Source organism: Bhargavaea sp. GQ12, from assembly GCF_059758705.1.
In genome coordinates this window covers 308,497-322,793 of the sequence record NZ_JCAXEU010000001.1, presented here as the reverse complement: position 1 = coordinate 322,793, position 14,297 = coordinate 308,497, and the positions used below count along the sequence as shown (strand labels likewise).

Here is a 14,297-nt window from a genome sequence, read left to right as displayed (position 1 = left end):
ATATCCCTTTAAAAAACCACGCCGGATGTGTCGAATGGATGTCGGTCAGGCGCGTATCAGTGTCAGGGCGGCGACTGAGCGGGCTCCGGATTTTTTCAGGAGAAGGGCTGCATGATGGAGTGTCGTGCCCGTCGTGTACAGATCATCGACAAGCACATAATCGACAGGGCTGACTTTGGCGCCATCCGACAAGCGGAATAAAGGATCCGACGCCATCCGCTCTTTTCTGCCCATTCCGCCCAAGTTCTTTACCGTCGTTTTTTCAAGCAATTGGACGTATCGGATACCAGCCTGCACGAGCAGTTCCTCCACTTGGGGAAATGTGCGTTCCCTAAGACGTTCAGGATGCATGGGGATCGGCACCGCGGTCCGCCCGTTCAGGATGTCCGCCCTCCGGATAGCATCCGAAAAAACGGAAGCAAGAGCTGCATCTTTCAGGAATTTGTATTGGCGGAGATAAGCTTTCATCGCTTCGTTATAGGCATAAAGTGAAACGGCAGCATCCAGTGCCCCCTCGTAAGGCGTACCGTTCCAGTCACCAGCCGGCGGACTGCCTGAAGCCGGAACAAACGCAGTTTCGCACCGTTCGCAGAGGCCACTCCTGCGTTGTCCGATGAACAGCGCCGCCCAAGTCGGAGGGCGGGAAACCGGTCCGTCACAAAGCAGGCATTCCAGTTGCCTTTCCCCCTTCCCTGTTCAGTTTTCGGATTTCACGGACTGCCGCATCCATCTCGGGTGTGATGCCGTGATGGAAAAGGACGACATCACCGTCCGGATGATCCGGAGACCTGCCGGCCCTGCCGCTGATCTGAATAATGGCGGAGCGGTCGAACACCGGGCCTTCCGCGCCGACGATCGCGACCTGAAGATTCGGGATCGTTATCCCACGCTCCAGAATCGTCGTCGTCAGCAGACCAGGTATACGCATTTCACGAAGCGCCATGACCAGCTCCCGCCTGTCGGCATGCGAGGCGTGCACGGCACCGATCCTTCCGTCAAGTTCCGAAAAAAGCGGCAGACACTGTTCCATGAGCAGGACAGAAGGGAAGAAAATAAGAAATGGCTCTTCCCGCCTTAATCGTTCTTCCGTCCATGCTTTCAGCCGGACAGGAAGATTTCCCGCCGCCATCCGCTTGCGGTAGCCAAAAAGCGGCACCGTCCGGGGCACCGGCAGCGGATGGCCGTGGAATCTTACCGGGATGACTGACTTCCTGCCCGCCCTTCCGATCTCCGACAGGATGGCCGGTGAAGGTGTCGCAGTGACGACCGCCTGCACCCCGCCGGGTTTAAGTGCCTTCCGCACTGCCAGCCGGAGAGTCCGGTCATACGTGTACGGAAAGGCGTCTGCCTCATCGACGATCACAGCGTCGAACGCCTCCCTGAACCTGTATAGCTGGTGCGTCGTCGCAATGACAAGGCCTGCTATCCCCTCTCCATGTCCCGAACCGCCGTACAGACCATGGATGACCGTACCGCCGATCGCTTTCTTGAATCTCGGCAAAAGCTCCAGGACCACATCGGTCCTTGGTGTCGCAATGCATACCCGTTTGCCTTCAGCCAAAATACGATGGACCGGGCCGAAAAGGATTTCCGTCTTGCCCGCTCCGCAGACTGCATGGAGCAGGTGTGGCCTGCCTGCAAGCAGGCTTTCCTCCAGCTCGCCCGACGCCCGTTGCTGAAGGGGAGTGAGCCGGCCTTCCCATACCAGCTCGGCCTTCCCTTGCGGCGGCCGATCCTGCCCGCGCCAATAGCACAGTTTATCGCAGGAAGCGACACGCCCCATGCTCAGGCAGTGTCGGCAATACCGGCAATTCCGCCCGCACCTGCGGCAATTAAATACATGGAAATCACGGGTGTCCTCTGTCAGACAGCGGTTGCATCGCCAGGCGGTCCCTCCATGCCACCTCTTCACCGTTTCCATACCCTGGATGGTGCCGATCAGCTCCTCTTTGATCAGGTCACCGACAACTTTTTGATCGGCCGGCAGCAGATCCCTGAGCCATAGCCGTCCCTGCAGGAATTCCTGCAATTCATGCCGATTGCTGATTGCAACCCCTCTCCTTTATAGAATTTTCTGAACTATATATTTATAAAAAATGACCGTCTGAAACGGTCATTTTTTTACCCAACCGAGCCCCATTGATCCTTCCCCAAGATGGGTGCCGATCACCGGACCGAAATAGCTGATGACAAATTCAACTTCAGGGAATTTCCTGCTCAGCTCTTCACGCCAGGCTTCTGCGTCTTCCGGACGATTGGCGTGGATGATCGAAGCTTCAAGCGGGCCGTCCCCCGCATCTTGCGCAAGCAGTTCTGCAATGCGGTTTAACGCTTTCTTTCTGGTACGCACCTTCTCAAACGGCACGATCACCCTTTCCTTGAAGTGCAGCAGAGGTTTTACCTGCAAGAGGCCGCCGATCAGGGCCTGCGCTCCGGAAAGCCTGCCTCCTCGCTGCAAGTGTGCGAGATCATCCGCCATAAAGTAGGCACGCAATGTTTTTTTCATGTCGGCCAGCTCTGCCATGATCTCTTCCGGAGAGGCGCCGTCCTGAGCCATCTTTGCCGCCCTCAGCACATAGAACCCTTGAGGCATGCAGGCGATTTCTGAATCGAACACATGGACATCCAGGCCCTCCACGAGTTCACCGGCCTGTCCCGCAGAATTGTACGTACCGCTGATGCCGCTTGAAAGGGTCACGACGACCGCCGATTCATATCCTTGTTCTCTGAGCTTCTCAAAACAGTCTGCAAACTTGCCGATCGGAGGCTGGGAGGTTTTAGGAAGTTCACCTTCCCTTACGAGATCGTAGAATTGATCCGCTTTGAGGTCGACTTCTTCCTCATAGGTTATCCCCTCAATAGTGACGCTGAGCGGGATCATCCGGATGCCGAGCCGGTCCCTTTCCGGTCCTGGCAGATAAGCGGTGCTGTCGGTCACAATGGCCGTTTTCATTCTATCTACCTCCGTTGTCCCCATTCTACTAAATCTGACAGGAAAACGGAATCAAAAATAAAACCCGGGCGGAACCGCCCGGGGTGCATAGGAAGTCAGGCACCCGGCATATTGCCGACGTAATAGACTTCCTTTACTTTCCATTCGCCATCCTGCTTCGTGAAAACAGTGACCTGGCGACCTTTTTCAGTTACTTCATCGCTTGTCTCTTTCCCAACAATTGTCGTTTCCAGATTCGCAAACAGCTGGGCCTCATCCTCTTCGTAGGAAACGACGGTCATGTCAGACGGATTGCGCTCGACTTTGTCGAATTGCCCTGCCATCTGCTCAAGTGCCACGCGCTCCTGTTCAGGATCGTACGCTCCTTCGCCTGTTGCGAGAATGTCCAGATAGCCATCGATGTCGCCGGTGTTGAATGTTTCGATGTAACGATCAAACGATTCCAGGATCGCCGCTTTTTCGTCTTCGGGGACACCAGCCGCTTCTTCGATCGAGCCGTCATTTGCCATCTCGAAACCGATCGCACCGTCTTCGGTTCCATGACCGATGGCCGATTGCTGCCCGGAAGGCGCATTGCCTTCATCGGCGGAATTTGTATTTTCTCCTTCATCCCCGCCGCAGCCTGTTAAAATCAGGACCGCAGCCGCGGGAGCGAGGAGCCATTTCAGATTTTTCATGTCGATTCCCTCCTCGGATAGTTTGGCACAGGAACACATTCCGATGCAACGGATTGACTATCCGCTAACTTGACGAAGCGGTGAACAAAAAGGTTCGGCACGCGTTCCGCAGTCACGTCCCTTCCGTTATTTCCGGACACAAAAAAACCCGGACAAGTCCGGGCAGGCATCATCCGGCCGGGTCAGCGCACTTCGACCCAACCGTTCTTGATGGCGGTGACAACGGCCTGGGTACGGTCGTTGACATTCATCTTCTGGAGAATACTGGAAACGTGGTTTTTGACCGTCTTCTCGGAGATATACAGTGATTCGCCGATGGCGCGGTTGCTCTGCCCGTCCGTCAGAAGCTGGAGAACTTCACACTCCCGCTTCGTCAGCAGATGATACGGGCGGCGGATCTCTGCCTGGTGGAACGAACCGAGATGTTCTTTTGCGCTGAGGCGGCGGAACTCGGCCACCAGATTTTTCGTGACTTTAGGGTGGAGGTACGATCCCCCCGCCGCAACCACTTTAATGGCCTGGACGATGGCATCTGCATCCATTTCCTTCAGCATGTAGCCAAGCGCGCCAGTTTTCATCGCATGAGTCACGTAAGATTCGTCATCGTGAATCGAGAGAATGATAATTTTCGCTTCCGGATGAGCGGCCATCAGCTCGCCGGTCGCTTCAATCCCGCTTTTGCCCGGCATGTTGATGTCCATCAGGACGACATCCGGATGGTGCTGTTCATACAGTCCCATGACTTCTTCCCCGTCGGATCCTTCCGCCACTACATTGAATGTTTCTTCAAAGTCCAGGATTCGCTTTACGCCTTCGCGGAAGAGCTGGTGATCGTCGATGATAATAATGTTTGTCAACCTGATTTCCCCCCTGCGTCTTTATCTGTTGCGTGCTGATCATGCGGAAGGGTCAGGATCACTTCGGTCCCTTCCCCTTCCTCTGTCCTGATGTCAAACTCACCTTTCAGAAGCGCCACACGCTCGGTCATCCCCTGGAGACCAAATGAAGATTCCCCGGTCTTTGAAGGGTCAAACCCTTTGCCGTCGTCAGTGACGGTGGCCCGGATCCAGTTTTCACAGATCTCGATCCGGACATCGATCACCTTCGCACCACTGTGCTTGATGGCATTCGTGACGGCTTCTTGGACAAGGCGGAACACCGCCACTTCAGTGCTTTGCGGGATCCTCGCCATGATGCCTTTTGATTCGAATGTAAAACGGATGTCCGGATGGTAATCCTGCATCTTTTCCATATACTTGCTGAGTGCGGGCACAAGCCCGAAATCATCAAGCACCATCGGCCGGAGATCGTAGATGATCCGCCGGATTTCGGACAGTGTGCTCCGTGCGAGCTCCTTTGTAAAACTAAGCTGGCCCAGCCCGGCATCCATGCCCTTGTCATTAAAAACACGCTCGACGAGCCCCAATTGCATCACCAGGTTCGCCATCATCTGGGCAGGGCCGTCATGGATCTCACGGGAAAGACGCTTACGCTCTTCTTCTTGCGCCTCAAGCACTTTCATGCTGAAGTGCTTGCGCATCTTGGCCGATTCCAGTGCCGGCCCGACATCCTTCAGATCCGAAGTCAGGTACTTGGTCACGATATTGACGTGGCCTGCAAGATGGTCAGCCCGGTCCATTGAGTCCTGATATGTCCTGATGCGGTTCTCGAGATGAAGCTTCAGATCATTCAGCTGGCGGACCTTTGTACTGTTCAGCATGAACTCCAACTGAACTTCATGTGCGGAATCATAGGCTTCACGCACTTCGTCCTTCGTATAGTCGGCAAAATGGACAGAGACGTGCTGAAGTTTTTCCCGGGCCTCGATCGAAGCGGCAGAAAGCTTTTCCCCTTCGGTTATTGCCCGGGAAATCTCTTCATCGGTCCGTCTAAGATCCTCCCGCAGCTCTTCAAGCTGACGGCGGCTTTCTTCATTAATAATGAAAATATCGCTTTTGGACTGGTCCAAAGACCGGACCATCGAGCTGAAGATGGCATCAAGCGCATGTATATCTACTTTATCTACAGGCATTTCTTCTATCCCCTCATCATCCGGAACCGGTAATTTCCGGCATTTGAGTTTAGACTGTGTTTATTATAGCATTACAGCGATTGAAATATATTAAAATTACATTACAGCAAGGAGGCTGATGTAATGAGAGATGACTACCGCACAGTTAAGGGCACAGGCGAAAGCGAAATCGTTATCAAAAAGTCCCGTTTCATCGGCCATGCGGCACGTGCCGAAACCGAAGAAGAGGCAATGGCGTTCATTGCCAAAATCAAGCAGGCCCATCATTCGGCCACCCATAACTGCTCCGCCTACCTGATTGGCGAACACGACCAGATCCAGAAGGCCAATGACGACGGCGAGCCCAGCGGTACAGCCGGCGTCCCAATGCTGGAAGTGCTGAAAAAGCAGAATCTGAAAGATACTGTAGTGGTCGTGACCCGCTACTTTGGCGGCATCAAGCTTGGTGGAGGCGGACTGATCCGCGCCTACGGCAGTGCTGTCTCTGATGTGTTGGGCAATACCGGAATTGTCGAAAGGCGCCTGCACCACCTCATGAAAATGACAATTGACTACACGTGGCTCGGAAAAGTCGAAAACGAGCTGCATCTGTCGCCCTATCCGATCGACCGGCTGGATTATGCCGAAACCGTATCGGCTTTTGTCTACGTGCCGGCCGCAGAAGAAGACAAATTCCGCGAATGGACCGCCAATCTGACAAACGGCCAGGCGGATGTCGGATTGGAAAGAAAGGAATTCCTCGAGTTCGACGCATAAAGCGCTTTCCCGATTTACTCAGAGTTGTACAGGTAGTATAATATATGGGATTGGCGTCAGGCGGGAATGTCGGAACCATTCGTAAGCAAAAGCGTCTTGAATATCCGGACGCGGAATCCGCCCCGACCCTGTACGGAGGAGCGACAAAATGAAAAGATCTGAATATCGAAAAAAACAATCGGCCTCCAGGAAAAAGACAATATTCAAAGTTCTCGGAGTGATTGTCGTCGCTGCCCTGATCCTTGCCGGGACCTATGCAGTTTATTTGTACCGGCAGGCCCAAATTGCCGCTGACGGAGCATTCGAGTCCATTGACCGCGAAGGGTCGAAGCTCCGGGAAGAAAAAGTCGAGCCCTATGAGGACAATGTGTCCATCCTGTTTATCGGCGTAGACGACAGTGAAGTGCGGAATGAATCGCACAGCCGATCGGATGCCGTCATGCTCGCTACACTGAACAACGATGATAAGTCGGTTAAATTGGTCAGCATCCCGCGAGACTCGCTCGTGTATATTCCGGAAGTCGGATATCAGGACAAGATCACTCATGCCCATGCATTCGGCGGTCCGCAAGCAACGATCGATACCGTTGAAGAACTGCTGGACGTTCCGGTCGATTATTACGTCAAGATGAATTTCCATGCCTTCATCGATGTTGTGGATGCGCTGGGCGGCATCACCGTTGATGTTCCATATGAGAGGCTGGAAAAGGATGAAGACGACCAATACACCATCCAACTTGAACCAGGAGTCCAAAAACTCGACGGCCGCCATGCCCTCGCCCTCGCCCGGACACGCATGCTAGATAATGACGTGGAACGCGGAAAGCGCCAGCAGATGATTCTGGAAGCGATTATGGACAAGGCGAGTTCGGTCTCTACCGTCTCCAGGTACGGAGACGTCATCAAGGCAATCGGCGACAATATGGCGACTGACCTGGCATTTGATGACATGAAGGCATTAGCCGCCTACATGAAGGACGGAAAACCAGCTATCGAAGCGATCACGCTGCAGGGTTATGATGATATGACCACAGGCGCCTACTACTGGCGACTGGACGAGGAAAAATTGGAGGAGACATCCGGCCTTCTCCGCTCCCATCTTGGCCTTGAATCAGAAGGCCCGGATACGGACGGCGAGGACGGCTCCGAAGCCGGAGGGGCATCGACATGAAACGGAAAGATTATCGGAAAGAACGGCGCAAAGCCAGGAGAAGGCCGATCCTGAAAGGCCTGATCATCACCTCTCTCTGCGCAGTGCTTTGCGTGGCGGCTTATGCCGTACATCTGATGCAGAAAGCGGAAAGTGCAGCTGACGAAGCGTACGAATCAATCGGCCGTGATCAGTCGACCCTTCGGGAAGAACGGGTCGAGCCGCTTACTGACAACGTCTCGATTCTGTTTGTAGGGGTCGATGACAGTGAAGTGCGCGGCAAGGGGATGGACAGCAGCCTGTCCGACGCCCTGCTTGTTGCTACACTGAACAACGAAGACAAGTCGGTCAGTCTGCTGAGCATTCCCCGGGATTCCCTTGTCTACATCCCGGAAGTAGGCTACAAGGATAAAATCACCCACGCCCATGCCTACGGCGGTACAAAGGCGTCCATGGAATCGGTCGAGGAACTGCTGGATATCCCGATCGACTACTACGTGGAGATGAACTTCCACGCTTTCATCGATGTGGTTGACGCACTCGGCGGAATAGAAGTGGATGTCCCCTACGAGCGGCTCGAAAAAGACGAAAACGACCAGTACACCATCCAGCTGGAGCCCGGCCTCCAGGAGCTTGACGGACGGCACGCACTGGCCCTGGCGCGCACCCGGATGCTCGATAACGATATCGAGCGCGGCAAGCGCCAACAGATGATTCTCGAGGCTCTTGCAGACAAGGCGACCGACGTCAAGTCACTGACCAAGTATGGTGATGTTTTGGACGCCCTCGGCAAGAACATGAAGACGAACATGAAAATGAATGAAATGATGTCTCTTGCGGCTTACCTCAAGAACGGCATGCCGGAGATCGATCCGGTCCAACTCGCCGGCACAGACGATATGAGTACTGGCACCTACTACTGGATTCTGGATGAAGGCAGCCTGGCTGATGTCAAGGATAACCTCCAGGTCCACCTGGGCCTTAAAACCGGCTCCACACGCCTGACAGACGGCAGCGATAGCGACGATGAATACGCCACCGGCGGCCAGCCGGAATAAGACATACAAAAGCCCATCCTGAATTTTCGCGGATGGGCTTTTGTATGGAAATTGGACTGAGTTTCGTGTTGCCGCTCCCCTTCTGCAAAAGAAATCGACCACATGATTGATATCAACATTAAAGGAGCCATCTATTGCACCCATGAAGCTATTTAGACTGAACTTTTGAATCGCAGAAGTAGAGAGTTTTATATGGCAGTTGCTTGTAGTGAATGCACTGACCCCTGCGGGAAAAGCATGAGCCGAAGAACCCGAGGGATGCCGCGCAACGCTTCGCTTATGCACGCAGACACCAGTCTTCGTACTGGCGCCGGCTAAGGCCATGCCCGCGGAAAGCGAGTGCTGGAACGGAAAGTAACTGCCCCTTCATCATAAGGCCATTCCTTTAGTTGATTCTATGTATAAAAATCCGCATGCCATAAAGCATGCGGATTTCTTCATTTCTTCACTTTGACCAGCTTCAGAAGCGGGTAATAGTTTTGTCCGGCGAGGCCGATGACTTCGACGAACAGCTCGATGACCAGAAGCATAATTCCCAGGATCAGGAATGCGCCCCAGACCGTAGCCTGTGAGAACAAGATGGCTGCCAGGCCGAACAGCGCCGCAAACGAGTAGATGATCAGAACCGTCTGGCGGTGCGAGAAGCCTGCCCGCAACAAGCAGTGGTGCAGATGCGATTTGTCAGGAGCTGAAATCGGCTGCTTCATCCGGATCCTGCGGACGATCGCGAAGAATGTATCTGAGATCGGAACCCCGAGAATAATGATCGGGATGACGAGTGAGATAACCGTGACATTCTTGAATCCGGTCAGCGCGAGCACCGAAATCATGAAGCCCAGGAACAGCGAACCTGTGTCTCCCATGAAAATCTTCGCCGGGTGGAAGTTAAACACGAGGAATCCGGCACACGATGCTGCCAGGATCGCCGCAACTGCCACGACGAAAATATTGTCCATGAAGCCGGCCATGACGGCAAGCGTGATAAGAGCGATCGTCGATACCCCGGCAGCGAGACCGTCGAGGCCATCAATCAGGTTAATGGCGTTCGTGATTCCGATAATCCAAAGAATGGTCAAGGGAATGCTGAGGTAACCAAAGTCGATCGTCCCCCCGAACGGGAGATTAATGAAGTCGATGTCCAGTCCGCCGTAGAAGACGACGATGCCGGCAGCAAGGAGCTGGCCTGCCATTTTCGCCTTTGCGGTGATTTCCAGGAAGTCATCCAGCAGTCCGGTCAGCACGATGATGGTCGCGCCGATCATGATGGCTGCTGCATATTCGCTTTCAGGCCTCAGGAGGACATAGCCGAGGACGAAGGCCCCGTAAATCGCCAGACCGCCCATCCGTGGCATGATTTTTGCGTGTACTTTTCTATGATTTGGCTTGTCGGTCGCGCCGAGGCGGATCGCCAGCCGTTTTACCAGCGGTGTCAAAAGGATTGCAGCGACAAAGGCCGCAATCATTGTCAGCAGGATTGTCATATTGATCCTCCCAAAACGATGAATCCATCTATTTTGATCCTCAGTATTATAGCATGATTAATAGTTAAAAACACCATTTGCCGCAGAACAGAGCTTTTTTACTTATCCATTCCCTGAAAACCATAAGTCAAACGGTCCTGAATATGGGACGTTCAAGCTACAGGGAAGTTTCAGCTGAAGTAGTCTTTTGCCTGTCTTTTTGCTAAAATGAAGCAGTGTCCGCATAAGGACTTCATCTAAAGGAGCATCCATCATGTTATCTCTGTTTAAAAAGCCGGCTGCCACGACATCCAGGCAGCTAAAAAAATATAATAAAACCGTTAATCAAATCAACCAGCTCGAAGCCGTCTATGAAAAAATGTCCGATGACGAACTAAGGTCCATGACCAACCGCTTCCGCGAGCGCCTTGCCGATGGTGAAAAACTGGAATCGATCACACCGGAAGCATTCGCGGTTGTCAGGGAGGCATCAAAGCGCGTGCTCGGCATGCGCCATTTCGATGTCCAGATGATCGGCGGCCTCGTTATGGCTGAAGGCAATATCGCCGAGATGGCCACAGGTGAAGGTAAGACACTTGTCGCCTCCCTCCCTTCCTATGTCAGGGCACTCTCAGGAAAAGGCGTCCATGTCATTACCGTCAATGATTACCTTGCACGCCGCGACTTTGAACAGATCGGTCAGATTCATCAATTTCTGGGACTCGACACCGGACTCAATGTGCCGATGATGGACCCCGAGGCGAAAAAAGCCGCTTATCAGGCGGATATCACTTATGGTGTCGGAACGGAATTCGGTTTTGACTACCTGCGCGACAACCTTGTAGCCGAGCCGGATCAGAAAGTCCAGCGCCCCTACCATTTCGCGATCATTGATGAAGTGGACAGTGTCCTGATCGATGAAGCGAAAACCCCTCTTATCATTGCAGGCAAGATGGAGCCGGCAGCCGAGCTGCACCGAATTGCCGCACTTCTCATGAAGCGCTTTGAAATGGACATCGACTATGACTTCGATCCGGAAACAAAAGCCGTCACATTGACCGATGCCGGCATCACCAAGGTGGAAAAGGCATTCGGCATCGACAATCTGTACGAAATGGACCACCAGACGCTGTATCACTATGTGATTCAGGCAGTTCGCGCGCATGTCATCTTCAAGAAGGACGTTGACTACATCATAACCGAAGATGGGAAAATCGCGCTTGTCGACATGTTCACGGGGCGCATCATGGAAGGCCGTTCACTGTCAGACGGTCTCCACCAGGCGATCGAGGCGAAAGAAGGCGTCGAGATTACCGAAGAGAACAAGGCCCAGTCCCAGATCACCATCCAGAACTACTTCCGGATGTATCCGGGCCTTTGCGGGATGACCGGCACGGCGAAAACACAGGAAAAAGAGTTCCGCAGTGTTTACGGCATGGAAGTGATCCAGGTGCCGACCAACCGGCCAAAACAGCGGATCGACCAGCCCGATCGGGTCTACATGACCACCCACGACAAATATGAGGCAGTCGCGCTCGAGGTCAAAGAGCGCCATGCTACAGGCCAGCCGATTCTTGTCGGGACGACATCCATCCTTCAGTCCGAGGCGGTCGCGGAATACCTCGACAAACACAATCTCCCCTATCATTTGCTTAACGCTAAATCCGTAGAGCAGGAGATCCAGCTGATTGCCGATGCCGGCCAGTACGGTACCATTACAGTAGCGACGAATATGGCTGGACGCGGCACGGACATCCAACTTGGCGAAGGATCTGCTGAAGCCGGAGGGCTTTATGTGATCGGTACGGAAAAACATGAAAGCCGTCGGATCGACAACCAGCTCCGGGGCCGATCCGGCCGCCAGGGAGATCCGGGAGAAAGCCGCTTCTTCATTTCTCTGGAGGACGATATGTACCGCCGATTTGCAAAAGATGACACAGAAAAGTTCAAGAAAAACATCAAGACCGATGATGTCGGACTCATTTTGAACAATAGTGTCCATGAATTGACCGAGCGGACGCAACGCATCGTTGAAGGGGCTCACTTCTCGCAACGCGAGTACAACCTGAAACTGGACGATGTGATCAACGATCAGCGAAAAGTTGTTTTCGGTTTCCGTAACCAGGCGCTGGACGGAAACAGATTGCCGGAACTTCTTGACAAGCTTATTGACGACACCATTGACTTTGAAATTGAAGAACATGCGCCGCAGCAGGGAGCTTCGGGCGATTGGAACCTTAAACAATTGGAGACCGTACTCGCCTCCCTCCTCCCTGACTCCCCTGCCATCGATCCTGAGACTTCCAGGCAGAAAGAGCTTCACTCGTCGCTGGAGGGTCCGGTCACGGATGCGAAAGAACAGCTGAATGAATTGTTGCAGGACGAGCAGTACTCAACAGCCGCCAAGCGGCTGATCCTCTCCCGTGTCGACACGATGTGGGTCCGGCACCTTGAAGCCATGACCCGCATGAAAGAAGGCATCGGCCTCCGACGCTACCAGCAGGAGGACCCGATGCGGATTTACCAGCGTGAAGGGCTTCACCTTTTCGCAAAACACTTCCAGGAAATGCGCCGGATCATCATCCGTGACATGAAACGGCTGCTGGAACAACAACAGGAGGCGATCAGATGAATCTCTTTTCACGATTCAAACGAACTGAAAGAAAAGGTGCGGACAGTTCTGTCTCATCCGAAGAATTGACGGATATCCAACCTTCCGGTGATGCAGGCGAACTTGTCGATACTGCACTCAGCCTGCACCCGGAATGGAACGTTCCGCAGGAACAGGAATATGTCCTGCGGTTCCTGGCCAATGACCTCGATCCGCTTAAGCCTAACCAACTGTCCCTTGCCGGAATCGATATTGATGTTGATGAGCGGAGCGGCGACTGGCTCGTCAAGGCATTTTTCCGCTCCTCGGTCAGCAAGCCGGTCCAGATGGGCCCGGTGGAATTGCTTCTTGTCACCGAAGACGGCAAGCTTGCGGCATCCAAGGAATTTGATATGCGTGAGCTCGGTGAAATCGGGCCGGCAAGCGCTCGGCCTTGGGTGTTCGTCTTCAGCAGGAATGAGCAGTTCCTGAAAGAAGCGCCGGAATCGGCCTGGACCCTGAACTTTAACGTTCAGTCGCTCATGCCTCACCGCCTCGCCCTTAAGCCGGAATGGGAGCAGAGTCTCAACGACACCCAAAAAGAAGCCCTTCAACAAGTAGTCGATTCCCTGCCGAAGCTGAAACCGCAGGAATTGAACATGACAGGTTTCCAGGCGCTCATCCAGGATGACGGCAAAATGGCTGTGGCTCTATTGATACGGAATGGTTACTCACGCCGCATCAACCTGGAACAGCTGCCCCTGGAAGTGATCGACGGTGCCGGTGATCTTGTCGCCAAAGGGACATTCCAGCTGCCGCCGCTTGAAGTCGATGCCAATACGACCACGCCATGGACGTTCATCTTCCCCGCGGATTCCGTAAAAAAACCGGATGCCGACCTGTCTCGCTGGACAGCACGCGTTCCAAGATAATCAGATTTTCCCGGCCGGGCAACCGGCCGTTTTTTGTTCTTCTGGCCTGCTTGTTTACGATTGCCGAGATGCGGGAATTCTATAAAAGACCATTAAAATCAAAGAGGAGGCATTCCGGATGGGACAGGACAACAACGAGTTTGTCAACAAAGCGAAAGAATCCCTGGAAGAACTGGCCGGCAAGACAAAGGAGATTTTTGGTGATGTGAAAGATCGCCGGGAAGCTAAAATGGAAGATCAATCACAGAACGATCATGACAGTGCTGACTGGAACAACCAGGAACGGAAACACGCAGCTGGTGAATTCGAATATCAGTCACGTAACCAGTATCAGAACGGCGCACAGCTTGATGCCGTGCCTGATATCGGACGGGAGTCTGCCAGTGACCGGAAAGACACTGCAGAGTGGGCTTCACGCTACTCAGAACAGCAGCCGGTCAACCACTTTACTGAGCTGGGAGCCGTGGGGGGAGAACCGGCAGTCGAAGATGTCACTGAAGGCAACCGCGCAGACTACGGCACAGAGGCCGTCTACGGCGACCCGACCGGACGCTACGATGGCAGTGAAGTGAATATGCTGAGTGATGAAGAACGCCAGGCCCGCTATGATGAACAGGAACCGCTCGACGATTTCCTGGATGACATTGATAATCCCGGACAGACAAGGCTCTAATATAGAAAAAGATCCC

General features: G+C 53.6%; 13 protein-coding genes. 6 read left to right on the top strand and 7 right to left on the bottom strand.

What is annotated here, in order from left to right:
* Positions 1-45: 45 nt before the first annotated feature.
* From AC6CHQ_RS01510 to AC6CHQ_RS01485, 6 genes are all read right to left on the bottom strand, one after another.
* A complete protein-coding gene (locus AC6CHQ_RS01510; RefSeq protein ID WP_251239719.1) occupies positions 46-468 on the bottom strand; it encodes a ComF family protein in 423 nt (140 codons plus the stop codon).
* Positions 469-655: 187 nt separating this feature from the next.
* Positions 656-2,029 (bottom strand): ATP-dependent helicase ComFA, encoded by a 1,374-nt coding sequence (locus tag AC6CHQ_RS01505; protein WP_498080627.1) that lies wholly within the window; start codon positions 2,027-2,029, stop codon positions 656-658.
* Between the two features lie 84 nt (positions 2,030-2,113).
* Positions 2,114-2,953, bottom strand: coding sequence for a DegV family protein (locus AC6CHQ_RS01500; protein ID WP_498080626.1), 840 nt, complete (start codon positions 2,951-2,953; stop codon positions 2,114-2,116).
* Positions 2,954-3,048: 95 nt separating this feature from the next.
* The gene (locus tag AC6CHQ_RS01495) at positions 3,049-3,630 is read right to left on the bottom strand and encodes a YybH family protein (protein ID WP_498080625.1); all 582 of its coding nucleotides are present in this window, start codon (positions 3,628-3,630) and stop codon (positions 3,049-3,051) included.
* Between the two features lie 182 nt (positions 3,631-3,812).
* Positions 3,813-4,487, bottom strand: coding sequence for a response regulator (locus AC6CHQ_RS01490; protein WP_092054269.1), 675 nt, complete (start codon positions 4,485-4,487; stop codon positions 3,813-3,815).
* Positions 4,484-5,662: a sensor histidine kinase gene (locus AC6CHQ_RS01485; RefSeq protein WP_251239715.1), complete on the bottom strand. Its 1,179-nt coding sequence runs from the start codon at positions 5,660-5,662 to the stop codon at positions 4,484-4,486. Before AC6CHQ_RS01485 ends, AC6CHQ_RS01490 begins: the two co-directional genes overlap by 4 nt.
* A gap of 123 nt (positions 5,663-5,785) precedes the next feature.
* Between AC6CHQ_RS01485 and AC6CHQ_RS01480 the strand changes: the two genes are divergently transcribed.
* From AC6CHQ_RS01480 to AC6CHQ_RS01470, 3 genes are all read left to right on the top strand, one after another.
* Positions 5,786-6,418 carry a YigZ family protein gene (locus AC6CHQ_RS01480; RefSeq protein ID WP_092054281.1) on the top strand — a complete coding sequence of 211 codons (633 nt, stop codon included), beginning with the start codon at positions 5,786-5,788 and terminating at the stop codon, positions 6,416-6,418.
* Positions 6,419-6,566: 148 nt separating this feature from the next.
* Positions 6,567-7,589 carry an LCP family protein gene (locus AC6CHQ_RS01475; protein WP_092054285.1) on the top strand — a complete coding sequence of 341 codons (1,023 nt, stop codon included), beginning with the start codon at positions 6,567-6,569 and terminating at the stop codon, positions 7,587-7,589.
* The gene (locus tag AC6CHQ_RS01470) at positions 7,586-8,626 is read left to right on the top strand and encodes an LCP family protein (protein WP_092054290.1); all 1,041 of its coding nucleotides are present in this window, start codon (positions 7,586-7,588) and stop codon (positions 8,624-8,626) included. The genes AC6CHQ_RS01475 and AC6CHQ_RS01470 overlap by 4 nt, the downstream gene beginning before the upstream one ends.
* A 437-nt stretch (positions 8,627-9,063) precedes the next feature.
* Here AC6CHQ_RS01470 and AC6CHQ_RS01465 read toward each other — a convergent pair whose 3' ends face one another.
* Positions 9,064-10,107, bottom strand: coding sequence for a glycosyltransferase family 4 protein (locus AC6CHQ_RS01465; RefSeq protein ID WP_092054294.1), 1,044 nt, complete (start codon positions 10,105-10,107; stop codon positions 9,064-9,066).
* 253 nt (positions 10,108-10,360) lie between these two features.
* Here AC6CHQ_RS01465 and secA2 point away from each other — a divergent pair, with 253 nt between their 5' ends.
* The 3 genes from secA2 (at position 10,361) to AC6CHQ_RS01450 (ending at position 14,281) form a co-directional block, all read left to right on the top strand.
* On the top strand, positions 10,361-12,718 hold the full coding sequence (secA2, locus tag AC6CHQ_RS01460; RefSeq protein WP_251239712.1) for an accessory Sec system translocase SecA2: 2,358 nt from the start codon (positions 10,361-10,363) through the stop codon (positions 12,716-12,718).
* The gene (locus tag AC6CHQ_RS01455) at positions 12,715-13,608 is read left to right on the top strand and encodes an accessory Sec system S-layer assembly protein (RefSeq protein ID WP_251239711.1); all 894 of its coding nucleotides are present in this window, start codon (positions 12,715-12,717) and stop codon (positions 13,606-13,608) included. The genes secA2 and AC6CHQ_RS01455 overlap by 4 nt, the downstream gene beginning before the upstream one ends.
* 118 nt (positions 13,609-13,726) lie before the next feature.
* Entirely contained in the window at positions 13,727-14,281 is a 555-nt protein-coding gene (locus tag AC6CHQ_RS01450) for a hypothetical protein (RefSeq protein ID WP_251239710.1), read from the top strand.
* The last annotated feature ends 16 nt before the right edge of the window (positions 14,282-14,297 follow it).

Bases quoted from the DNA above. Each gene is read 5' to 3' on its own strand.
- AC6CHQ_RS01465 (WP_092054294.1), bottom strand. From the start codon at position 10,107: ATGACAATCCTGCTGACAATGATTGCGGCCTTTGTCGCTGCAATCCTT.
- AC6CHQ_RS01455 (WP_251239711.1), top strand. From the start codon at position 12,715: ATGAATCTCTTTTCACGATTCAAACGAACTGAAAGAAAAGGTGCGGAC.
- AC6CHQ_RS01475 (WP_092054285.1), top strand. From the start codon at position 6,567: ATGAAAAGATCTGAATATCGAAAAAAACAATCGGCCTCCAGGAAAAAG.
- secA2 (WP_251239712.1), top strand. From the start codon at position 10,361: ATGTTATCTCTGTTTAAAAAGCCGGCTGCCACGACATCCAGGCAGCTA.
- AC6CHQ_RS01510 (WP_251239719.1), bottom strand. From the start codon at position 468: ATGAAAGCTTATCTCCGCCAATACAAATTCCTGAAAGATGCAGCTCTT.
- AC6CHQ_RS01470 (WP_092054290.1), top strand. From the start codon at position 7,586: ATGAAACGGAAAGATTATCGGAAAGAACGGCGCAAAGCCAGGAGAAGG.
- AC6CHQ_RS01450 (WP_251239710.1), top strand. From the start codon at position 13,727: ATGGGACAGGACAACAACGAGTTTGTCAACAAAGCGAAAGAATCCCTG.
- AC6CHQ_RS01480 (WP_092054281.1), top strand. From the start codon at position 5,786: ATGAGAGATGACTACCGCACAGTTAAGGGCACAGGCGAAAGCGAAATC.
- AC6CHQ_RS01500 (WP_498080626.1), bottom strand. From the start codon at position 2,953: ATGAAAACGGCCATTGTGACCGACAGCACCGCTTATCTGCCAGGACCG.
- AC6CHQ_RS01495 (WP_498080625.1), bottom strand. From the start codon at position 3,630: ATGAAAAATCTGAAATGGCTCCTCGCTCCCGCGGCTGCGGTCCTGATT.
- AC6CHQ_RS01485 (WP_251239715.1), bottom strand. From the start codon at position 5,662: ATGCCTGTAGATAAAGTAGATATACATGCGCTTGATGCCATCTTCAGC.